We start from the raw sequence: 21320 nt of genomic DNA on the forward strand, positions 1-21320 counted from the left end.
GATCACCACTTCTCCGAGCGATGTTTGAAGCCGTTCACGCCGACCCCGACGGCGAAGCGTCCGTCGAGCGATACGCGGAGACCGCCGCCGAGTACGGGTTCGACGGGGTCGTCGTCCGCAACCACGGCGACGCGCTCGCCGAGTTCGACGCCGCGGCGCTCTCCGAGAAACACGGTATCGACGTGGTCGAGGGCGTGGAGGTGCGGGCGGAAGACCCCTCGCGGGCGAGCGGGTTCGTCGGCAACCACCGCGAGACCAAAGCGATCGTCGCGGTCCACGGCGGGACGCCGGCGATCAACCGCTTCGCCGTCGAGCAGCCGGCGGTCGACGTGCTCGCCCACCCCATGGTCGGCGACGGCGACGTCAACCACGTCCTCGCCAAAGCCGCCGCGGAGAACGGCGTCCGCCTCGAATTCTCCTTCCGGCGGGTGCTCCGCGCCGACGGCGGACAGCGCGTCCGCGCGATCCGCGGGCTCCGGAAGCTCCGCGAACTGGTCGAGACGTTCGACGTGCCCTACGTCGTCAGTGCCGACCCGCGGAGCGACCTGCACCTGCGGGCGCCCCGCGAACTGGTCGCCGTCGGCGAAGTCGTCGGATTCGACGCCGAACAGGTCGAGACCGGCCTCACCGAGTGGGGCCGGCTGGTCGAACGCAACCGGCGCCTCCAGAGCGACGCGTTCGTCGAACCGGGCGTCTACCGCGGACCCGTCGACGACGCCGACCGGTAGAGCGGGGCGTTCTTTGTCCTCCGGGTCGGATCGCTCCCTATGAAGCAGCCGCTCGAAGACCACGCCGCCCGCTTCGACGAGAAGGCGGGCGAGTACGACGAGTCGAAGAGCGAGGAGTACCGCGCCTGCGCGTCGCTCGTCGTCGACCACGCCGCGCCCGGACCCGAAAACACCGTCCTCGACCTGGGGACCGGGACCGGCGCCATCGCACTCCCGCTGGCCGAGGACGCCGCACGGGTGATCGGTCGCGACATCAGCGAGGGCATGCTCGAACAGGCCCGCGAGAAAGCCGCCGAGCGAGGCCTCGAGACCGTCGAGTTCGGCGAGGGTCGGTTCCGCGAGCCGGCGGTCCCCGAAGACGCCGACGTCGACGTGGTGACGACCAACTTCGCGATGCATCACCTCTCGGACGCGGAGAAACGCGAGGCCGTCGACGTGATCGCGGCGCTCGAACCGGCGCGTATCGTCCTCGGCGACGTGATGTTCTTCGGCGAGCCCGACCCCGAGGAACCGTTCTACAGCCCCGAGGTGGACGACCCGGCGACGGTCGGCGTGCTCGCCGACGCGTTCACCGACGCCGGCTACGCCCTGACGGCGGTCGAGATGGTCCACGAGCAGGTCGGCGTGCTCGTCGCGGAGCGAGCGGGCGGCGCTCGCGACGCCGCCGGCGACGCAGACGCGTCGCAGGTGCCCACGGGCCAAAACGGAGCGGACGAGCCGTGAAGCACCTGCCGAAGCACCTCCAGCCGCGCTGGCGCTACCTCGCGGTCGAACTCCGGGGGCCACCGGGCGCGGAGTTCGGTCGCAGCACCTTCCAGCGCGAGGTGTGGTTCGCCGCGCAGAACCTGGTCGGCGACGCCGGGAGCGCGGAGGCCGACCTCTCGGTGCTCCGCTTCGAGTTCACCGACGGAAGCGGCCACGCGGTCGTCCGCGTGCGCCGGGGTGAGGTGAGCCGCGGACGGGCGGTGCTGGCCTGTATCGCCGATGTCGACGGCGCGGACCTCGGCCTCCGCGTCCGGGGGACCAGCGGGACCGTCCGCGCCTGCGTCGCGGACCACCTCGGCGGCCTCGCGGGCTGACTGCGTGGGGCGACCCCCGGGAGCGCCACCGGGAGGTCCCGATCACGGACTGAACGACCAGACTCGCTCCATGAACGGGATCCCCTCGTCCGGGTCGGCGTCGGGATCGACCCCCGACCGTTTGAACTGGCCGGTGTAGGCCTCCCACTCGGCGACCGCCTCGTCGCCGTCGACGGCGTCGAGGTACGCGTCCAGATCCTCGCACTCCAGGATACAGACCGCCAGGTCTTCGCGAACGTAGAGTTCGAAGTCCGTCACGCCACCGCGCTCCATCGCGTCCGTCACGCCCTCCGGGACGTCGTCGTGGGCGTCGACGTAGGCCGCTCGTTCGTCCGGGTCCAGCCGTTGCACGTACACTGCTCGTTCGGTCATGTCGGTGTGATGGCGAGGGAACCGGATGAGCGTTTGGGCGGTCGCGCTGGAGCACTGGCCAGAGCGAGTGCCCGGGTCTCAGTCGTCGAGTTCGGCCCCCTCCCTCGTCCCGGTAGTCATCAGCTCCGTGATCTCGACGATGTCGGTCTCTTCCGGGTCGAGCGTCGCCACCAGCCGCCCCTGGTAGAGCACGCCGATGCGGTCGGCGAGTTCGAGGACAGACTCGATGCTGTGACTGACGATGACGATGGTCATCCCCTGGTCGCGGAGCCTCCGGATGGTCTCGTGGACCAGGCGGGTGGCGTCGATAGAGAGGGCGCTGGTCGGTTCGTCGAGGACGATCACCTCGGGGTCGAAGGCGAGCGAGCGGCCGACGGCGACGAGCTGGCGCTGGCCGCCGGAGAAGAACTCGACCTCGGTCCGGACGTCGACGTCACGGCCGAGCGCGTCGTGCATGATCTCCTCGGCGCGCCGGTAGGTCTCGTCCCAGTCGATCACCGAGAGCGGGCCGTAGCGCTTGGTCGGGAACGACCCCATGAAGATGTTCGACGCGATGTCGAGGTCGTTCATCAGCGCCAGGTCCTGGTAGACGGTCTCGATGCCGGCTTTGCGGGCGTCGCTGTGGTTGGAGAAGTTTATCGGCCGCCCGTCGAGGTACACCTGGCCGGAACTCGGCTCGTGGACGCCGCTGACGATGTTCATCAGCGTCGACTTCCCCGCCCCGTTGTCGCCGATGAGGGCGTAGATCTCGTTGTCCCGGACGTCGATGCTCACGTCGTCGAGCGCGAGGATCCGACCGAACCGCTTGCTCACGTTCTCGATGCGGATCTTCGGTGTTCCAGAGGCGTCGGGGGCGGCCGACGATCCCGTCGGATCGTCGGCCGCCGCGTCGGTGTCGTCGGCGCTCATGCGGCCTCACCCGAGATGATGCGCTCTCTGAGTTGCGACTGCGTGCTGTACAGCAGGATCGCGACGAGCAGGACGATTCCGTTGATCATCTGTATCTGTGTCGCACCGACGGCGGCGCTGTTGTCCAGCGCCGACTGGATCACCTCGATGAGCACGACGCCCCCGAGGGCACCGGTGATCTTGCCGCGACCGCCGAACAGGCTGATCCCGCCGATGACGGCGCCGGCGAACGCCTGGAAGACCAGCCCCTCGCCGATGAGCGGCGGGACGACCCCGACGAACCCGGTGAGCATGATCCCGGCGACCGCCGAGAGCAGCCCGCTGACGGTGTAGACGGTGATGATCAGGCGGTCGCCGTCGATTCCGACCTCGCGCGCTGCGGTCTCGTCGCTCCCGACCGCGTAGACGGCCTGTCCGAACTGCGTGAATCGGAGGACGAGCCCGAGGACGAGGAAGGCGAGCAACATCACGGCGATGGCGAAGTTCGGCGTCCCGCCGGGGAACAGGTACAGCTGCGGTAGCCCGGTCACGGGCTGGGTCTGCATCGCCGTCTTGGCCCCCTCGAAGATGATGAGGACGGCCAGCGTCTGCAGGAAGGGGTTGAGACCGACCTTGGCGATCATGACGCCGTTGAACACGCCGATGGCCGACCCGACGAGCAGGATCAGCGCGAAGCCGATCCATGGGTTCGCGGTCAGGCCCCAGCAGCTCGGGCACGTCCCGAGGACCATCCCCGTGAACATGGCCGAGAACCCCGCGATGGAGCCGATGGAGAGGTCGAAGTGCCCCGAGAGCAGACAGAGGCTCTCGGCGAGCACCAGCAGCCCCAGGGGAACGGCCGACCACAGCAACAACTGGATCGACCTGACGTTTCTGAACGTCTGGGGCACCAGCGCCAGCACGAAGACGATCACGACGAACAGGATCGGCCAGATCATGTTGTCGAGGAGCGTCAGCAGTAGGTCGTCGCTATCGCCGAACGTCCGCGCGATGAATCCGTCTTGCGTAGCCATGTGAGAGTAGTCGGAGCGGGGGTCAGTTACCCCAGACGTTGCCCCAGAGGAACGGCTGGTCGTAGTTGTCCTGATCGATGACGATGCTGTTGGTGCGGAACCAGGGGTGGTCGTTCTGCTCGCGCATCTCGCCCGGATCCCAGATGGGTTCGGACCACAGCTCTACCCCCTTGTGCTGGCCCGACTCGATAGTGAGGTCGTCCGCCATGACGGTGTCGCCCACGTCGGGGATGACGCTCTGGTCGTTGCCCGCCTCGACGTACTCCCGCATGTAGTGCATCGCGATGGGGTTGTAGAAGTAGTTGGGCTGGTCGACCGCGGCGTCTATCATCCCCTCGCCGACGAGGGGGTTCACCTCGGGGCTCCCGTCCATCTGCGTGAGGACGATGTGGCCCTCTTCGCCCTTCGGGACCGCCATGTCGAGGTTCCGGAGCGCCTGGACGACGCCCAGCCCCATCGAGAGGTTGCCCGAGTAGATGCCGTCGACCGCCTCGTTGTTGTTGAGCCACTGCTGGGTCGTCGACTGGGCCACGTCTCGGGCGTACTCGCCGTTGAGCGTCTCGGCCACTTCCACGTCGTCGCGTTCGTCCATCACGTCCAGAAAGCCCTGCGAGCGCTGGTTCGCGGACTGGTTGCCCTGAACGCCGCGGACGTTCAGCACGCGATAGCTGTCCTGGTCGGGCTTCTGTTCCTCCAGCGCCGAGAGCATCTCCTCGGCGGAACTCGCACCGCCGTCGTAGTTGCTGAAGCCGACGTACAGCGGGATCTCGCCGCTCGACGTGTCGGCGTTCGTCGCGAACACCGGCGTCCCGCCTTCGATGGCCTGGTTTATCGCCCCCTCGGCGGCGCCCGTCGACCAGACGCCGACGAGGATGGCGTCGTGGTCGCCGTTGGCGAAGTCGCGGATGTCGCTGACCTGCTTCTGCGCGCTCTGCTGGTTCGGTCTGACTTCGAGTTCGATGCCCTGGTCTTCGGCCCAGAACTCCGCCGCCTCGATGTAGGCGGTGATCCACGACCCTCCGCGCACGTACGCAGTCATCCCGATCTTCTCGAGCGTGTCGTCACCTCCTCCGCCGACGAGTCCGCCGGAGCACCCCGCGACGGTTACCGCGAGTCCTGTCGTCCCGATCCCTTTGAGAAACGAACGGCGGTCGTAGTTTGCCATACGATAGCACACACCGGATGGAAACTTCATAAATTTTTGTATAGGATAAGATCGCGTCGAATCACCGGTCTCTCCCGCGCGAAACGGGGTACGAGCCGGATCGAGGGGGACCCGTGCGGCCTGTCTCGACAGATGAGTGAGAAATCGGGCCGACGGCGAACACGACCGATACCAGGGACGACGAGACAGGCGAAGGGACGGGCGAGCGGGTGAACCGACGACGACCCGACACCGACTGCCGATGGGACCGACGACGTGACGGTGTACGACCCAGCGGAGGGGGACGGCGACTGCGGGACCACGACAAGAAAAGTATATAGGACGCCGACCGGAACCAACGCACCAGAGAAACGTCGTCACCGAGGGGACCGAGCGGCGAGGCGCCCTCCGTGCGACTGGCGTCGACGTGCCGGCCGGTCGGGACGTCTTCGGGGCGACCGAACTCGATCTATAAATATGCAGGGACAATCGCAACAGCAGGCGTACGACCGCGGGATAACCATCTTCTCGCCGGACGGTCGGCTCTACCAGGTCGAGTACGCCCGCGAAGCCGTCAAACGCGGCACGGCGAGCATCGGTGTACGAACGAGCGACGGCGTGGTCCTCGCGGTGGACAAGCGGATCCGCTCGCCGCTGATGGAACGGTCCAGCGTCGAGAAGATCCACAAGGCCGACGACCACATCGGCATCGCCAGCGCCGGCCACGTCGCCGACGCGCGCCAGCTCATCGACTTCGCCCGGCGCCAGGCGCAGGTCAACCAGCTGCGCTACGGCGAGCCCATCGGCGTCGAGACGCTCACCAAGGCCGTCACCGACCACATCCAGCAGTACACGCAGGTCGGCGGCGCTCGCCCGTTCGGCGTCGCGCTCATCATCGGCGGCATCGCCAACGGCGAGCCCCGCCTCTACGAGACCGACCCGTCGGGCACGCCGTACGAGTGGAAGGCCCTCGCCGTCGGCGCCGACCGCGGCGACATCCGCGAGTACCTCGAAGAGAACTACTCCGAGGAGATGGACCTGGACGGCGGCGTCGGGCTCGCGCTCGAAGCCCTGGCCTCCGTCAACGACGGGGAACTCGCCCCGGAGGGCATCGGCATCGCCACCATCAGCGTCGAGGACGAACTGTTCACCGAGATGAGCGACGCCGAGAAGGAGTCCCATCTCGACGAGCTCGGCCTCCTCGCGTCCGACGAGGACGAAGCCGACGACGCCGACGAAGAGACCGAGGAGTAAGGGACCGGTCGCCGGCGCTCGCCTGCCGGCGGCGGCCGCATCGCCGACGCCACACACCTTTTTACCCGCCCGGTGTAACCACAGGGTATGATATCGCTCGACGAGGCAGTGACGGCGCGCCTCGAGTCCCACGGGGAACGGTTCGAGGTGCTCGTCGACCCCGACGCCGCGCTCGCGATGAAGCGCGGCGAGTTCGAGGGGGAACTGGAGGACGTGATCGCCGCCGAAGACGTCTTCGAGAACGCTTCCCGGGGTGACCGCCCGCCCGAGAACGCGCTCGAAGAGGTGTTCGGGACCACGGACCCGCTGGAAATCATCCCCGAGGTCGTCGAACGCGGGGAGATCCAGATCACGGCCGAACAGCGCAAGGAGATGCAAGAGCGCAAGCACAGGGACCTCGTCAATCGGATCACGCGCAACGCGGTCAACCCGCAGATGGACGACGCGCCCCACCCGCCCGACCGCATCGAGACCGCGCTCGAAGAGGCCGACTTCAAGATCGACCCGATGGAACCGGTCGAGCGGCAGGTCGACGACGCCCTCGACGCGCTCCGGCCGGTGATCCCCATCCGCTTCGACACGGTGAAAGTCGCCGCGCAGCTTCCCCCGGACTACGCCGGCAGCGGCCAGGCCCAGATCCGGGAGTTTGGCGACCTCGAACGCGAGGAATGGCAACCCGACGGGTCGTGGGTGGGCGTCGTCGAGTTCCCCGCCGGGATGCAAAACGACTTCTACGAACTGGTCAACGAGGTCTCCAGCGGCGAGGCCGAGACACGGATCCTCAAAGAGGAAGACGACATCGACACCCGGTAGGCCGCCATTGGCTCGCGCGGCGGTGACCGTTCGTCGGTGGTTACCCACCTCCGTCCTGCGATTCGCAATTTTTCGGAACCGACAGCCACGGACGTGAACGTTCCGGTGTTGATATATGGGGCGATCACGAATCTCAGAATATGACCCACATTTGCCGGAACTGCAAACGTACGTTCAGTACGGAGCTGGAGCTCGAACTCCACCTGGATACGTGCACACAGGGCGACCTGTTCTGCGACGAGTGCGGCGAGCGATTCGCGGAGCGAACGGCCACCGAGGACGGCTGGCACTATCGCTGCCCCAACGACGACTGCGACGGCGAGGGGATGGGCGAGGACATCCATAAAGTAAGCAACGTCCGACTCGAGAAGTCCGTCTGAATCGGCCGAACCGACTACCGCAGGACCGCTACTTCCTTCTCACTGCCCGCTTCGGATTCCTCACTCGACCGCGTCTTCGCCGGCGCGTTCGGCGATGGCCGCGATTCGAGACAGCGCGCGCCGACAGACGAGAGCGTAGCCGCCGGCGTACAGCGGGATCTCGAACGCGGCGCGCGCCCGGTCGTCAACGAGCGGCGTGACCGCGTGGCCGGTCGCCGGGATCCGCGCGACGCGCCACGTCCACCGGTAGGCCTCACAGGCGTCGACTTCGAACGGGATCCAGGGCCCGCCGGCGACCTGCACCTCGCCGGTCGTGCCACGCTCGACGAAGCGGTCGTCACAGCGGACGGCCGTGACGCTCGGGCCCCACTCCGGCCAGCGCTCGGTGTCCGTGAAGACCGTCCAGACCGCCTCCGCGTCTGCGTCGACGAGGCGGTCGACGACGAGACGCCGGCCGTCGGGCGTTCGCTCGACGCGCGGGAGTGCGCCCATACGATACCTTCGGGCCGACGATCCTTGGGTGTCCGGTCGCCGTTTCCGTCGGCTACCAAGTCTCGGTCGATCGAGATCGGCGGCTAGCGAGTACCGGGGCGAACCACTGGCAGTCGGCGCTCAGGGGACCTCGTCGACGGCCCGGCGCAGGCTGGACTCGTCGTCCCACGTCACGACACGTTCGCCGGCAGATCGTTCGAGGGCGGCGAGGTGCGACGCGGCCATCCCGTTGTCGTAGCGCTCTCGCTCGGTGGCCTCGTCGCCGTAGACCCGCTTGAGCAGCCAGAGGATGTCGCGGACCCGGCTCTGCTGGTGGTAGAGGTAGCCGAGTTCCCACACGTGGCCGCCGTCGTAGTCTTCGAGGACCCCGACGACGTGCGTCGACTGCGCGCAGAGGATCTCGAACGCCGGCGCCCAGAGGTCTAACTCCTCCCCCGAGAGCCCGAAGTCCTCGAGCATGTACCCGGTCGCTTCGCGCCGGTCGTCCAGCAGGTCCCGCACGAGCGCGCGTCGCCTGCCCGGCCCTTCGTCCCCGCCGCGACCGACGACGAGGTACCGGCGGTCGCTGTACTTGATGTCGTCGAGCCTGTCGCCGTGGAGGTGGTCCTTCAGCCGCTCGTGCTGTGCCGGCGTCAACGTGAGTGAGTCTGGGCTGGCGTCGGCGAGCTCCCCCTCGTCGACGCCGCTCAGGTACGCCCGCTCGTCGCCGCTCTCTCCCCTCTTGCCAGCTTCGTTCCGTCTCTCTGCTTCCTCGCCGGCTCCGTCGTATCCCCTTCCCCCCTCGCTCGACGCCGCCTCGTCGCTGTCGTCCATGTCGGCGCGACTCCCGGCTCCGTTATGTGTTTTCCGACTGTTCCGGAATCGGTTCGGTAACCGCTGTGGAAACAGTCGAGAACCACTCGCACTCAACGTCCAAGTGTTTATTGCGGTGCAGCGCGTACGACTGCATATGAGACCCGAGACGGCCGAAAGCGGTGGGGAGCGAGCGACCGACAGGTTCGACGCCTGGCTCGCGCTCCAGCGGGTCACCGACTCGACGCGGGCGAACATCGTCGCGGACGTGGTCGGCCACCCCGAGGGCGCCCCCAGCGTCGACGAACTCGACTACATGAACCCGAGCCTCGAAGCCGACACCATCCGGAACCACCTGAAGGTGCTCCGCGAGGCCGGCGTCGTCGAGGAGCTAACGGTCCCGACGGGCGAGCGCACGCGCGGGTACCCCTACAAGTTCTACCGGGTGACCGAGGCGGCCCGCGAGTTGTTCGACCGCAACGGGCTGTTCCCGACCGAGGCGTGGCGACGGCAGTACGAGCGCGTCGAGAAGACCGCCGAGATCCGCGAACTCGAAGCGATGCCCCGACCCGATGAGTGAACTGAGTCGGTGATTCGGTCTGCTCTGGTGTGGGCGACGGTCGATTTGTGGTGAGTACTGCCGACATCTGTCGGTGGAAACACTCGGCGCGCTCGCTAGCAGGAGAACCGACCGCAGGGCACGCTGAGAGCTGAAAGCCCTCGGCGCGCTCGCGGCCGCTGAGCGAGATATCCTCACTTCGTTCGGATAGTGCCCGCTCAGACGGCTCCGCTCACTTCGTTCGCCGCGAGCGCGCCTCGCCCTTTCAGTCCACCAGGAGAACGGCACCGCACAGCACCGCGCCTCACACCTCCCCAGCCGATTCCCTCAGTCGCTACGCTCCCTCGGTCATCCCTCGCACGGCTTCGACTCGCGGCCTCGCTGTCGCTCGGCACCCTCGTCAGCGCGCGCCACCGTAGTCCGTTCACTCGGTCTCTTTCCAGAACACGGAGCCCCGATACCAACATGCGATAACGGGAGACGAACCTATACAACCCCCGCCCCGCAAGCATCGGCCGAATGATCACGGCCCGCGACCTGCGCAAGGAGTACGGAGGGTTCGTCGCGGTGGAGGGAAGCACGTTCACGGTGGAGGAGGGCGAGGTCTTCGGCATCATCGGCCCGAACGGGGCCGGCAAGACGACGACGCTGAAGATGCTCGCCGGCCTCGTCGAACCGACCGACGGCGACGTCTCCGTCGCCGGTTTCGACGCCGGCGAACCGGAGATGCGCCGCCGCCTCGGCTTCCTCCCCGAGGAGTCGCCCCTCTACGAGGAGATGACGCCCCTCTCGTATCTCCACTTCTTCGCCGACCTCTACGACGTACCCGACGGCGTCGCCGACCGGCGGATCCACGACACGCTCGAACGCCTCGACCTCGACCACCGCGAGCGCCCGCTGGGTGACATGTCCAAGGGCATGAAGCGCAAGGTCGCCATCGCCCGGTCGCTCATCAACGACCCGGACGTCCTCATCTACGACGAACCGGGGAGCGGCCTGGACCCGCTCACCACGAACTACATCATCGACTTCACGCGGGAACTCGGCGAACAGGGCAAAACCATCGTCTTCAGCGCCCACAACCTATATCACGTCGAGAGCATCTGCGACCGGGTCGCCATCATGAACGAGGGGAAGATCGTCGCCAAGGGCGACCTCGACGAACTCCAGGCCGAGCACGGCCGGACGGAGTACCACGTCTACACGACCGTCGAAGTTCCGGGGAGCGCCCGCGAGAACGGCCACCACCGGCGGATCGTCGAGAGCATGGCCGCCGTCGACGAGACGCGAGAGGCGGCCCAGGCCGCGGGCGGCGACGTCGTCGACATCCGGACCGAGGAGTCCAGCCTCGAAGAGGTCTTCCTCAACGTCGCCGAGTCGGACTCCGGGGCCGAGCGGGGCTCCGGAGCGCAGCCGTGAGCGGCGGTCGACCGCCGTCGGTCGGCGACTCGTCCGACGACGGGCCACGGCCATCGGCCGTCGACCGACTCCGGGGCTGGATTCGCACGCGAGCGGAGAACGTCGGTCGGATCGCCCGCTGGGAAGTGACGAAAAACGCCGGCGGCGTCGACCGACGGACGATCGCCATCGCGCTGCTCGCGGTCCTGGGACTCGGCGCGATGGCGCCGATGGCGGTCAGCCAGGGCGTCGCGCTCGACCAGGGTATCTACCGGGTCGGCGTGGTCGAGGAGGACCCGTACTACGATCCGGTCTACCTCGACCCGACCTTCAGGGTACAGGATCCCAGTTCCGCGGCCGTCGAGGCTGGCTATCAGGAGATCCGGATCGTCGGCCCGCAGGTCCGCGAGTACGCCGATTCGACGAAAGGCCGCGCCGCCGTCGACGAGTTGCGGTCGTCGACGATGCGGTACAACGACGGGATCATGGAGCTGGAGGACAACCAGTCGGCCGCGTTTCCCGTCACGGTGAACCTCACGTACGTCGAACGCGAGGCGAGCCGCGTCGTCGCCCCCGGCCAGCAGGCGATCACCATCCAGAGCGACGACGGTGACGGCGGCGACGATTCCGGCGGCAGCGCGGACGTCGGTTCCGCTCCGTCCGGGAGCGACGACAGTGACGGCTCCGGTGACGATGCCGCCGGCGATTCCGGCGACGGTGGGACGAACGACGGAGACTCGGGCGGTGACGGCGACGCCGACGTGACGCGACCGAGCGACGGTGCCAACGTCGGCGGGTCGTCGATCAGCGCCCGCCTGACCGGTGGCTCGACGACGGGAGCGCCGTCGGACATCACGCCGCCGTTCCCGTTCCGCTCGCTCGTGCTCGCGTTCGTGTTCGTCCTGCCGCTGAACTTCGTCATCCAGGCCTACGGGTCGACGATCCTCAGCGAGCGGATCAACCGACGGGGGGAACTCCTGCTCGTCGCGCCCGTCTCCCGGGGCGACATCATCGTCGGCAAGACGCTCCCGTACTTCGCCGCCGCTGTGAGCGTCGCCGCGGTGATCACGCTGGCCCTGCAGGGCTCGGCGATATCCGTGTTGGCGATCGTCCCGCTCGCCCTCCTGTTCCTCGCTGCGACCTTCCTCGGCGCGATGTTCGCCCGCTCGTTCAAGGAGCTGACCTTCGTGACGGTGACGATCACGGTCACGCTGACCTCCTACGCGTTCGTCCCGGCGATCTTCACGGACGTGACGCCCATCGCGCTCATCTCGCCGCTGACGCTCGTGGTCCGGGACCTACAGGGCCAGGCCATCGGTCTCGGACAGTTCGTCTTCTCGGTGCTGCCACCGACGCTGACCGCGCTGGTCTGTTTCGGCCTCGGCGCCGGCCTCTACCGCGAGGAGGACATGTTCACCCAGCGGCCGATCCCGTTGAAGGTCCTCGACGCGCTCGCCGGCCCGATCAAGCGCCGCCGGAGCGTCGCGCTGGTGACCGCCGTCCTCCTCCCGTTCGTCCTGGTCGCGGAACTCGTCGTCGTCGCGTTCATGTACCCGCTCACGCAGGCGCAGATCCCCTTCGGGGTCGTCGTCTTCGCCGCGTTCGTGGGCATCGCGCTCATCGAGGAACTCGCCAAGAGCCTGCACGTCTACGCGGGCTACGCGCACTCGCGGTTCGACGGCGGCCTGCGGACGGCGCTCGTCGTCGGCGCGTTCAGCGGCCTCGGGTTCTTCCTCGCGGAGAAGCTGACGCTCATCGCGCGCCTGGCCGACCTCCAGGAGGTCCAGATCGGTCAGGCCGCGCTCGGCGAGCAGGCGCTGTTGCAGACCGGAATCCCGCTCCCGCTCCTGCTCGTCGCGCTCCTGCTCGCGCCGCTCGCGCTCCACGTCGTCACGGCCTCGGTTTCGGCTCTCGGCGCCCGGCGCGGTCGCCGCTCGTACGCGCTGGCGCTGGTGATAGCCGTCGCCGTTCACGTCGCGTACAACCTAACGGTGGTGAGCGCACTTGCCGGGTGAGTCGCCGCCGCCCGTCGAGCCGTCGGCGTCCGCGGCCGCGGAGTCGGACGAGCGGTCGCTGCTGTCGGACGCCAGACTCACCATCGCGAAGCGCGACCTCTCGTCGCTGAGCCGCGAGAAGACCATCGTCCTCGCGCTGCTCATCCAGCTGTTCGTCGCCGCGTTCTCGTCGTTCCTCGTCGTCGGACTCACCTCGCTCTATAGCCCGGGATCGGTCTCGGCAGGCGAGGTAGTCGTCGGCGTCGCCGGCGACCACGACGACGCGCTCGTCCGAGCCGCGAACGACCAGGACGGGCTCCGCGCGATAACCTATCCGTCCCCCGAAGACGCCCGGAGCGCATACCAGAACGGCAACGTTCACGCCGTGATGATCGCGGGCGACTCGGGCGATCGGATCGACGTGACGGTGATCGCGCCCCAGGAGAGCATCGAGACGACGCTGATCGTCGACCAGGTGCGGACGCTCCTCGAACGGGTCGAGCGCAACGAGCGGATCGTCCGCGGCGAGCACCTGGATCGCTCGCCGGTCCCGGTCCCCGACGAGGTCGACGCGAGCCCGTACTACGGGTTCACCTACACGGTGCTCGTACCCCTGCTCCTGTTCCTCCCGCCCTTCATCAGCGGTTCTGTCGCCGTCGACTCGCTGACCGAAGAGATCGAACGCGGCACGCTGGAACTCCTGCGGGTCGCGCCGCTGTCGCTGGTAGACATCGTCGACGGCAAGGCCCTGGCGATGGTTCTCATCGCGCCGTTGCAGGCGCTGCTGTGGATCACCTTGCTCGGCGTCAACGGCATCGACATCGCCAACGTCGGCCAGTTGCTCGTCGTCGTGGCCGCGCTGACGACGCTGGTCGTCACGCTCGGGCTCTCGCTGGGCGTCCTGACGGCCAAGCGCCGGCAGGCGCAACTGCTGTATTCCGTCCTCGTGATCTTCGGGTTCGGCGCGCTCACGTTCGTCCCCGAGCACCCCGCGACGACGGTCGCGAAACTCGCCGTCGACAGCCCGACGACGACCACGACGGTCCACGTCGTCGCCTACGTCGCCGCCGCGGCCGTCCTGTTCACGCTCGCCCGGCGACTCGTCGCGCGGACCGACCCCGAAGGGCTCTGACGGCGCTGGCCCGGCACTTCCCCGGCTCTTCCCCGGCGCGGCCGGCTGCGGCGTCCCGCCGATATCGGTGACGGCGACCGCGAAACCCACCTTTTTGCACCGCTGACACCAATCACTCGCGCATGGAGTACACGACTCTCGGTTCGACCGGCGTCGAGGTCAGCCGCATCTGCCTGGGCTGTATGAGCTTCGGTTCGAGCGACTGGCGCGAGTGGGTCCTCGACGAGGAGGAGGGCATCGAACTCGTCGAGCGCGCCCGCGACCTGGGCATCAACTTCTTCGACACGGCGAATATGTACTCCCGGGGCGAGTCCGAGCGCGTCCTCGGGACGGCGCTGGAGGGCTACCGCGAGGAGAGCGTCGTCGCCACCAAGGGGTTCTTCCAGATGGACGACGACGACCCCAACTCGGGCGGGCTCTCCCGGAAAGCCATCGAGCAGGAACTCGACGCGTCGCTCGAACGGCTCGGCATGGACACCGTCGACCTGTACCAGATCCACCGCTGGGACTACGACACGCCGATCGAGGAGACGCTGCGGGCACTCGACGACGCCGTCCGTCGCGAAAAGGTCCGGTACGTCGGCGCCTCGTCGATGTGGGTCCACCAGTTCGCCGACGCGCTGCACGCGAGCGACCGCCTCGGCCTCGAACGGTTCCAGACGATGCAGAACCACTACAACCTGCTCTACCGCGAGGAGGAGCGCGAGATGCTGCCCTACTGCGAGCAGGAAGAGGTCGGCGTCATTCCGTGGTCGCCGCTGGCCCGCGGCTATCTCACCCGGCCGCACGAGGAGTACGACGCGACGACCCGCGGCGAGACAGACGATTACGCCCGCGAGCACCCCTACTTCGAGGGCGGAGGACGCGAGATCAACGAGCGCGTCGAGGAACTGGCCGACGAGTACGGCGCCACGATGGCCCAGATCGGTCTCGCCTGGCTGCTGGACAAGGAGTGGGTCGACGCGCCCATCGTCGGGACGACGAGTATCGAGCACCTCGAACAGGCAGTCGAGGCGCTGGACATCTCGCTGTCGGACTCCGACGTCGAGTACCTGGAAGCGCCGTACGAACCGGTTCGCGTGTCGGGCCACGAGTGAGCCGTCGGTACGACTTTACCGGGGCCGGCCCACGGACGAGACAATGACAGATCCTCGCGACGAAGCCGACGGGTCGGATCCGCCGCCCGACGGCGTCCCCCCCGAAGACCGCGAGAGGACGGACCCGGAGATCGCGGACCCGGAGCCGGCGGCCGACACGCCGGCGACCGACGCGGTGGACCCGACCCGCGCCGAGTCGACCGACGCGACGGAATCGACGGGTGCGACGGAATCGACGGGTGCAACGGCGCCAGCGGGCGCGAACGAGGCGCCCGAGGACACGGCGATCGGCCGCGCCGGCGGCGTCGAGTCGGTCGAGACGCCCGGTGAACCGCGAACGCTGGACCCGAGGGTCCGCTACGAGTGGATCGTCGGCCCGCTGATCGGTGCCCTCGCCGCGGGCCTGGCCGCGGGCGCCGCGACGTGGGCCGGCGGGCACGAGTACCTCCCGCTCGACCGCGTACCGGGTGCGCTCACGGTCATGGGAGCGGTGTTCGCCCTCTTCGCGATCTACGGCGTGGTGCGGACGATCTACCTCTACCGGTCCTGGCGCTACGTCGTCCGCGAGGAGTCGCTGTACCTGACCCGCGGGGTCTTCACCAAGGTCCAGACCGTGGTGCCCTACGTACGTGTCCAGCACATCGACACCCGCCGCTCGGCATTCGAGCGGATACTCGGGCTCTCGACGCTGGTAGTGTACACCGCCGGTTCCCGTGGCGCCGACGTGACCATCCCCGGACTGCAACCCGACACCGCCGAGGACCTCCAGTCCAGGCTCGAACGACTCGCGATCGCCTCCGAGGACGAAGACGCAGTATGAGCGAGGACGACGCCACCGACGCTGATCGTGCGAGCGACGTGGACCGAGTGACTGATGCGGATCAGGTGACCGGTGCGGACCGAGCGAGCGACGCGGACCGCGGCGGATCGGACGGCGCCGACCCGGACGGCGACGGACTGAAGTCGGCCGCCGCCCGGGAGGGCGAACCGTCGGCGACGACGCCGCGCATCGAGGGCCCGCGGTCACTGCACGTCCTGACGGTGCCCTACCAGATCGCCCAGCAGGGGATCAGCATCGCGGTCGCGCTGGTCGTCTTCGGCGTTCCCGGGGTCTCGGCGCTGTTCGGCTCCGGCCGTAGCCTGCTCGCGGTCGGCGTCGCGCTCGCGATCGTCCTCGGGGCCGCGGCCATCGTCGGCTATCTCGTCGCCAGCTACCGCCGTTTCGAGTACGAACTCACGCGGGACACCTTCGACATCAGGTCGGGCGTCTTCTCGCGCCGCAAGCGGGAGATCCCGCTGCGGCGGATCCAGAACGTCGACATCACCCAGAACGTCGTCCAGCGCGTGCTCGGCATCGCGGAGGTCGGCCTGGAGACCGCCGGGGGCGGCCAGACCGAGGCGCAGCTTCGATACGTCGGCGACGACGAGGCCGAACGACTCCAGTCCGAGATAAGTCGGCTGAGCCGGGCCGTCGAGGCCGCCGACGGCGAGACGGCCGAACCGGAGGCCGAGCGCTTCGACACGATCTTCGAGATGAGCCAGCGTGAGCTCGGAGTGCTGGCGCTGATCTCGGTCGACCTCCGGATCGCTTCGTTCCTCTTCTTCGGCGCCTCGATATTCGCGCCCTCGGCCGTCTCGGCGTTCGAACCGGAGTCGATCTGGGAGTACGGGATCGGGCTGGAGAGCATCCTCGGGGCGGTGCTCGGCCCGGCCGCGGCGCTGGTCGGCATCCTCGTGCTGGCGTTGATCTCCGGCGCGCTCAACGCCGCCCGCTACTACGGGTTCCGGCTCGACCGCGGGGAGGAGGAACTGCGCTACGAACGCGGGCTCCTCCAGAAGTTCCGCGGGACGATCCCGCTCTCGAAGGTGCAGACGATCACCGTCCGCGAGAACGTCCTCGCCCGCGCCCTGGGGTACGCGGCGCTGACCATCGAGACCGCGGGATACACCCCGGCGAGCGGCGAATCGAACGGCTCGCAGTCGGCGATCCCGGTCGCCGAGCGCGACCGCGTCGTCTCGCTCGCGCGATCCCTCGAAGCCTTCGACGCCACTGGCTTCGAGCGTCCCCCGAAGCGGGCGCGACTCCGGTACGGGTTCCGGTACGCGATCGGCCTCGCGGTGATCGTGGCCCTGCTGTACGCCGGGACGCTCGTCACGGCGTTCAGACTCTTCTGGTACGTCCCGCTCGTCGCCGCGCCGCTCGTCCCCGTCGCGGCGCACCTCAAGTGGCGGAACCGCGGCTACGCACTCGGCGAGGACCACGTCGTCACCCGTAACGGCTTCTGGGTGCGAAAGCAGAAGGTCGTCCCGTACCACCGCGTCCAGACCGTGTTCACGACCGAGACCATCTTCCAGCGCCGCCGGGACCTCGCGACGGTGACGATCGACACCGCGGGCTCGCAGAGCATCACGGGCGACGACGCGGCCGCCGTCGACGTCGACGTCGAGACCGCCGACCGGATCCGCGAACGGGTTCCCGACGAACTCCACGGTGCACTCGCCCGTCGACGCCGGACCGCTTCACGCCCGGACGGTCGAAATCGCGGCCCGTCAGCCGTCGGCGACGGACAGGCGGGCGACTGAATCGCGACCCGGTTCGACGGCCCAGTTCGGTGCCTGCCGTCACGTTCGACCCAAGGACTTCGGCGGCGGACGACGCATGGTAGCGTATGGCACGAGACGACGGCGAGGAGTTCGACCACGACGTAGAGACGGCGGTCGTGACCGGCGCGACGGGGGCTGTCGGTCCCTGGATCGTCGAGCGACTGGCCGAAAGCGGCGTCCACGTCGTCGGGGTCGACCTGGAGCGCCCCGACGGCGAGCGAGCGAACGCCGAGTTCCGCGCGGTCGACCTGACGGATCAGGGCGAGGCCTGGGAGACGATCCACGAGGCCGACCCCGACGCCGTGGTCCACGCGGCGGCCATCTCGGGGCCGCTCGACGACCCCGGCACCCGCGTCTTCGAGAACAGCACGATGAGCACCTACAACGTGCTCGTCGCGGCCGGGCGAGTCGGCGCCGACGTCGTCTGGACCTCCTCGCAAGCTGCTTACGGGATGCTGTTCGCCGACGACCCGTGGCTCCCCGACTACCTGCCCGTCGACGAGCACCACGAGCGACGGCCCGAGGACCCCTACGGCACGTCGAAGTACTGCGGCGAGGCGGTCGCCGGCATGGTCGCGCGACAGTACGACGTGCCCGTCACGACGATCCGGCCCGCGACCGTATACGCGCCGGAAGCGTATCGCGCCCGACCGCAACGGGAGGGGTTCGACCTGGAATCGGGGTCGCTGAGCGGGAACCTCTGGTCTTACGTCGACGTGCGCGACGTGGCGCGGATGGTCGAGGCGGCGCTCGCGAACGCGGACGCGGGCCACGAGACGTACCTCTGCGTCGCCGACGAGAACTACCTCGGCCAGCCCACCGCCGAGATCATCGAATCCGTCGCCGGCGAGTTGCCCGACCGGTGCGACCTGGAGGGCGAGCAGGCCGCGCTCTCGAACGCGAAGGCCAAAGAGCACCTCGGCTGGGAGCCCGCCTACTCCTGGCGGGAGGCCGACGACTCGGCCTCGCCGGGGATCGGCTGGCGGTGAGCCTGCGGTCGATACGGTTCGTGGCTGAGATGGTTCGTGGCCGAGACGGTTCGTGGCAGAGACGGTACCGGGCCGAGACGGTGCGGGGCCGAGACGGAATGGAACGGGATCCCGTCGTCTTCGGGCGCCGGACTCCCCGAAGCTCTATGGTCTCTGACACCTGATGTACGCGCCAGACGCAGAGGGGCCGCCCGCCGTCGCTGCACCGTCGTCGCCGCACCGTCGGTGCCGGATCGCCGGGCGGTTCGGAGCATCCACAATGGCAGCCATCGAGACCAACGACCTGACGAGACGCTACGGCGACGTGACGGCGCTGGACAGCCTGTCGCTCTCGGTCCCCGAGGGCGAACTGTTCGGCCTGCTCGGCCCGAACGGGTCCGGCAAGACGACGACCATCGAGATCCTCACCGGGCAGCTCGACCCGACCGACGGCACGGCCGCGGTCCTCGGCCACGACCCGGTGGCCGACCCGCTGGCCGTCCGCGAGGCGGTCGGGATCCTGCCCGAGCGCGAGGATCCGCCGAGCTTCCTCACGCCGCGGGAGTACCTCCAGTTCGTCGGCGACGTCCGCGGGTTCGACGCCGCCGAGGACCGCATCGCCGAGTGGGCCGACCGGCTGGGGTTCGACCACAAGCTCGACACGCTCTCGACGGACCTCTCGGAGGGCGAGCGCCAGCGCGTCATGCTCGCCCAGACGTTCATCCACGAACCCGATCTGGTGTTCATCGACGAACCACTCGTGAACCTCGACCCCATCATGCAGGCCGAGGTCAAAGACCACATGCGGGAGTACTGCGAGCGCGGGAACACCCTGTTCCTCTCGACGCACTTCCTCGAAGTCGCCGAGGAGCTGTGCACGTCGGTCGGGATCATCCGCGACGGGACCCTGGTCGCCGAGCGCGATCCCGCCGATCTGGACCCCGACGAACAGCTCCTCGACTACTTCAGGCGCGAGGTCGAGGCGGCCGAGTCGACCGGGCCCGGCGCGACGGGGAACGACGGCGGTGACCGACCGCTCGAAGCGGACGGCGGATCGAACGCATGAGCGGCGCGGGAACCGACGCGAGACGACCCGGCCGCGGGCTCTCGACGCGACTGCTCGCGCGGATGATCCGCGAGGAGTGGCGGCTCCAGGCCGAGTTGTTCGGCGGCCGCTTCGCCGCGTTCCCGCTCGTCGTCGCCGCGTTCGCCGGCGTCGGCGTCTGGTTGTTGACCCTGACAGAGACGCCGATGGACGCTATCGCGGCCGGCCTGCACGGGCTGGTCTTCTTCTTCGGCCTGCAGGTCGGGACGATCGGCCTCGTCGGGCGTGACGCCCTGCGGGACGTGCTGGGCGACGTGACGCTGCTGGTCTTCTCGGCGCGGACGCTCCCCGTCACCTGGCGGCGGCTCCTGGCCGTGTTCCTGGTGAAGGACCTGCTGTACTACTCCGCGCTCTTCCTCGCGCCGCTCGCCGTCGGGTACGCCGCCGTCGCCCTCTCGACGGGGGTCCCCCCGGCGCGGGTGGGATTGCTCTGGGCGACCACGACGGGCACGTTCGCGCTCGGCGTCGGCGTGAGCCTGACGCTCACCGGCATTGGGACGCGGAGTCGAGCAGCCGTGATCGCCCTCGTCGCCGCGCTCGCTGCGGGCATCGCGACGGGCCGACTCGACGTGGCGGCGCTCTCGCCGTACGGATTCTACCTCGACCCGTCCCTCCGGACGGCCGTCTCCGGGTTCGGCCCCGCGCTGGCGCTGGCCGTCGCTGGCCCGCTCGCGTTTCGGCCGGGAGGGGCGGGAACGACACGATCCGCGCCGGACAGGTACAGTCGATTGCGCTCGGCAGTCGGTGACGACCGCGGCATCGCGACGCGGACCGTCCTCGAGATCGCCCGCTCCAGCGGGTCGGTCTGGAAGGTGCTGTTCTCGATGGGCGTGCTCTTCGGCGTCACGGCGCTGCTCGTCCGGGAGGTGGCCGACGCGACTGCGCTCGCGCCCTCCTACGGCATCGCCGTCGGGACGTTCCTCGGACTCGGTGCGTTCACGACCTACAGCTGGGTCACGCAGTTCGACAGCGCCGACGAGTACCTGCGCTACCCCGTCGCGATGGACGAGGTGTTCGGCGGCAAGCGCGCCGCCTACCTCCTGCTCTCGCTGCCCGCCGGACTCGTCTATCTCGCCCTCTCGCTCGTCTGGATCCCCGTGGGAGAGGTGCTGATCGGCGCCGTCGTCTTCCCGCTCGTGGCCGTCTACGTCTTCGGCGTCACGGCGTACGTCACCGGCTTCTCGCCGAACGAACTCCTGTTCGACACGCCGCTGTTCGTCGCGTTCGGCGCCGCGCTGGCTGCCGTCTCGATCCCGCTGGTGGTCGCCGCGCTCGCCTACGGCGAGACGCCGACGACGGCGACCGGTGTCGCGGTCGGCGTCTCCCTCGCGGCCGCGCTCGTCGGCATCGCGCTCTCGCGTCGCGCCGGGCCGCGCTGGAACCGGAAACTTCGGTGACGGGGCGGGCACCTCGCGGCGCCGTCGCGGTCTCGGTCGCCCACTCGCGGCGCCGGCCCGATCGCACTCGCCCACTCGCGGCGTCGTAAC

The 21320-nt window shown here is 68.8% G+C and carries 21 protein-coding genes and 1 pseudogene; 16 read left to right on the forward strand and 6 right to left on the reverse strand.

Going from position 1 to position 21320, the window contains the following annotated elements; translation table 11 throughout:
- Positions 1-20: 20 nt before the first annotated feature.
- From ACMGFE_RS06975 to ACMGFE_RS06985, 3 genes and pseudogenes are all read left to right on the forward strand, one after another.
- Positions 21-728: an RNase P subunit p30 family protein gene (locus ACMGFE_RS06975; protein ID WP_436924350.1), complete on the forward strand. Its 708-nt coding sequence runs from the start codon at positions 21-23 to the stop codon at positions 726-728.
- Between the two features lie 39 nt (positions 729-767).
- Entirely contained in the window at positions 768-1451 is a 684-nt protein-coding gene (locus ACMGFE_RS06980) for a class I SAM-dependent methyltransferase (protein WP_436924351.1), read from the forward strand.
- Positions 1448-1792 (forward strand): annotated as a pseudogene (locus ACMGFE_RS06985) (Rpp14/Pop5 family protein); the annotation flags it as partial. The gene ACMGFE_RS06980 and the pseudogene ACMGFE_RS06985, both read left to right, overlap by 4 nt.
- A 57-nt stretch (positions 1793-1849) precedes the next feature.
- Here the strand turns inward: ACMGFE_RS06985 and ACMGFE_RS06990 are convergent.
- From ACMGFE_RS06990 to ACMGFE_RS07005, 4 genes are all read right to left on the reverse strand, one after another.
- Positions 1850-2179 (reverse strand): L-rhamnose mutarotase, encoded by a 330-nt coding sequence (locus ACMGFE_RS06990; protein WP_436924352.1) that lies wholly within the window; start codon positions 2177-2179, stop codon positions 1850-1852.
- A gap of 78 nt (positions 2180-2257) precedes the next feature.
- Positions 2258-3088, reverse strand: coding sequence for an ATP-binding cassette domain-containing protein (locus tag ACMGFE_RS06995; protein WP_436924353.1), 831 nt, complete (start codon positions 3086-3088; stop codon positions 2258-2260).
- A complete protein-coding gene (locus ACMGFE_RS07000) occupies positions 3085-4101 on the reverse strand; it encodes an ABC transporter permease (RefSeq protein ID WP_436924354.1) in 1017 nt (338 codons plus the stop codon). The genes ACMGFE_RS06995 and ACMGFE_RS07000 overlap by 4 nt, the downstream gene beginning before the upstream one ends.
- Before the next feature lie 22 nt (positions 4102-4123).
- Complete coding sequence (locus ACMGFE_RS07005) at positions 4124-5266, reverse strand: sugar ABC transporter substrate-binding protein (RefSeq protein ID WP_436924355.1); 1143 nt, start codon at positions 5264-5266, stop codon at positions 4124-4126.
- 456 nt (positions 5267-5722) lie between these two features.
- On the opposite strand from ACMGFE_RS07005, the gene psmA reads away from it, so the two are divergent.
- The 3 genes from psmA (at position 5723) to ACMGFE_RS07020 (ending at position 7692) form a co-directional block, all read left to right on the forward strand.
- Entirely contained in the window at positions 5723-6499 is a 777-nt protein-coding gene (gene psmA, locus ACMGFE_RS07010) for an archaeal proteasome endopeptidase complex subunit alpha (RefSeq protein WP_436924356.1), read from the forward strand.
- An 87-nt stretch (positions 6500-6586) separates the two neighbouring features.
- Complete coding sequence (locus ACMGFE_RS07015) at positions 6587-7312, forward strand: ribosome assembly factor SBDS (RefSeq protein WP_436924357.1); 726 nt, start codon at positions 6587-6589, stop codon at positions 7310-7312.
- A gap of 140 nt (positions 7313-7452) precedes the next feature.
- On the forward strand, positions 7453-7692 hold the full coding sequence (locus ACMGFE_RS07020) for an HVO_2901 family zinc finger protein (RefSeq protein WP_274323687.1): 240 nt from the start codon (positions 7453-7455) through the stop codon (positions 7690-7692).
- A 60-nt stretch (positions 7693-7752) separates the two neighbouring features.
- Here the strand turns inward: ACMGFE_RS07020 and ACMGFE_RS07025 are convergent, their stop codons facing one another.
- Together ACMGFE_RS07025 and ACMGFE_RS07030 are read right to left on the reverse strand one after the other, a co-directional pair.
- Positions 7753-8184, reverse strand: a complete 432-nt coding sequence (locus tag ACMGFE_RS07025) for an SRPBCC family protein (protein WP_436924358.1) — start codon at positions 8182-8184, stop codon at positions 7753-7755.
- 120 nt (positions 8185-8304) lie between these two features.
- Complete coding sequence (locus tag ACMGFE_RS07030; protein ID WP_436924359.1) at positions 8305-8997, reverse strand: aminopeptidase; 693 nt, start codon at positions 8995-8997, stop codon at positions 8305-8307.
- 136 nt (positions 8998-9133) lie between these two features.
- Between ACMGFE_RS07030 and ACMGFE_RS07035 the strand changes: the two genes are divergently transcribed.
- The 10 genes from ACMGFE_RS07035 (at position 9134) to ACMGFE_RS07080 (ending at position 21230) form a co-directional block, all read left to right on the forward strand.
- The gene (locus tag ACMGFE_RS07035; protein WP_436924360.1) at positions 9134-9556 is read left to right on the forward strand and encodes a helix-turn-helix domain-containing protein; all 423 of its coding nucleotides are present in this window, start codon (positions 9134-9136) and stop codon (positions 9554-9556) included.
- 498 nt (positions 9557-10054) lie between these two features.
- Positions 10055-10954, forward strand: coding sequence for an ABC transporter ATP-binding protein (locus ACMGFE_RS07040; protein ID WP_436924361.1), 900 nt, complete (start codon positions 10055-10057; stop codon positions 10952-10954).
- 80 nt (positions 10955-11034) lie between these two features.
- Positions 11035-12948 carry a PrsW family intramembrane metalloprotease gene (locus tag ACMGFE_RS07045; protein ID WP_436925154.1) on the forward strand — a complete coding sequence of 638 codons (1914 nt, stop codon included), beginning with the start codon at positions 11035-11037 and terminating at the stop codon, positions 12946-12948.
- Positions 12938-14059: an ABC transporter permease gene (locus tag ACMGFE_RS07050; protein WP_436924362.1), complete on the forward strand. Its 1122-nt coding sequence runs from the start codon at positions 12938-12940 to the stop codon at positions 14057-14059. Before ACMGFE_RS07045 ends, ACMGFE_RS07050 begins: the two co-directional genes overlap by 11 nt.
- A gap of 122 nt (positions 14060-14181) precedes the next feature.
- On the forward strand, positions 14182-15156 hold the full coding sequence (locus tag ACMGFE_RS07055) for an aldo/keto reductase (RefSeq protein ID WP_436924363.1): 975 nt from the start codon (positions 14182-14184) through the stop codon (positions 15154-15156).
- Positions 15157-15199: 43 nt separating this feature from the next.
- Positions 15200-15976, forward strand: coding sequence for a PH domain-containing protein (locus ACMGFE_RS07060; protein ID WP_436924364.1), 777 nt, complete (start codon positions 15200-15202; stop codon positions 15974-15976).
- Positions 15973-17739: a PH domain-containing protein gene (locus ACMGFE_RS07065; protein WP_436924365.1), complete on the forward strand. Its 1767-nt coding sequence runs from the start codon at positions 15973-15975 to the stop codon at positions 17737-17739. The genes ACMGFE_RS07060 and ACMGFE_RS07065 overlap by 4 nt, the downstream gene beginning before the upstream one ends.
- Before the next feature lie 86 nt (positions 17740-17825).
- Entirely contained in the window at positions 17826-18749 is a 924-nt protein-coding gene (locus tag ACMGFE_RS07070) for an NAD-dependent epimerase/dehydratase family protein (protein ID WP_436924366.1), read from the forward strand.
- Between the two features lie 259 nt (positions 18750-19008).
- Positions 19009-19794 carry an ABC transporter ATP-binding protein gene (locus ACMGFE_RS07075; protein WP_436924367.1) on the forward strand — a complete coding sequence of 262 codons (786 nt, stop codon included), beginning with the start codon at positions 19009-19011 and terminating at the stop codon, positions 19792-19794.
- Positions 19791-21230 (forward strand): hypothetical protein, encoded by a 1440-nt coding sequence (locus ACMGFE_RS07080; protein WP_436924368.1) that lies wholly within the window; start codon positions 19791-19793, stop codon positions 21228-21230. Before ACMGFE_RS07075 ends, ACMGFE_RS07080 begins: the two co-directional genes overlap by 4 nt.
- The last annotated feature ends 90 nt before the right edge of the window (positions 21231-21320 follow it).

The sequence above is a fragment of the Halosimplex amylolyticum genome, from assembly GCF_051414035.1.
Taxonomy (GTDB): domain Archaea; phylum Halobacteriota; class Halobacteria; order Halobacteriales; family Haloarculaceae; genus Halosimplex; species Halosimplex amylolyticum.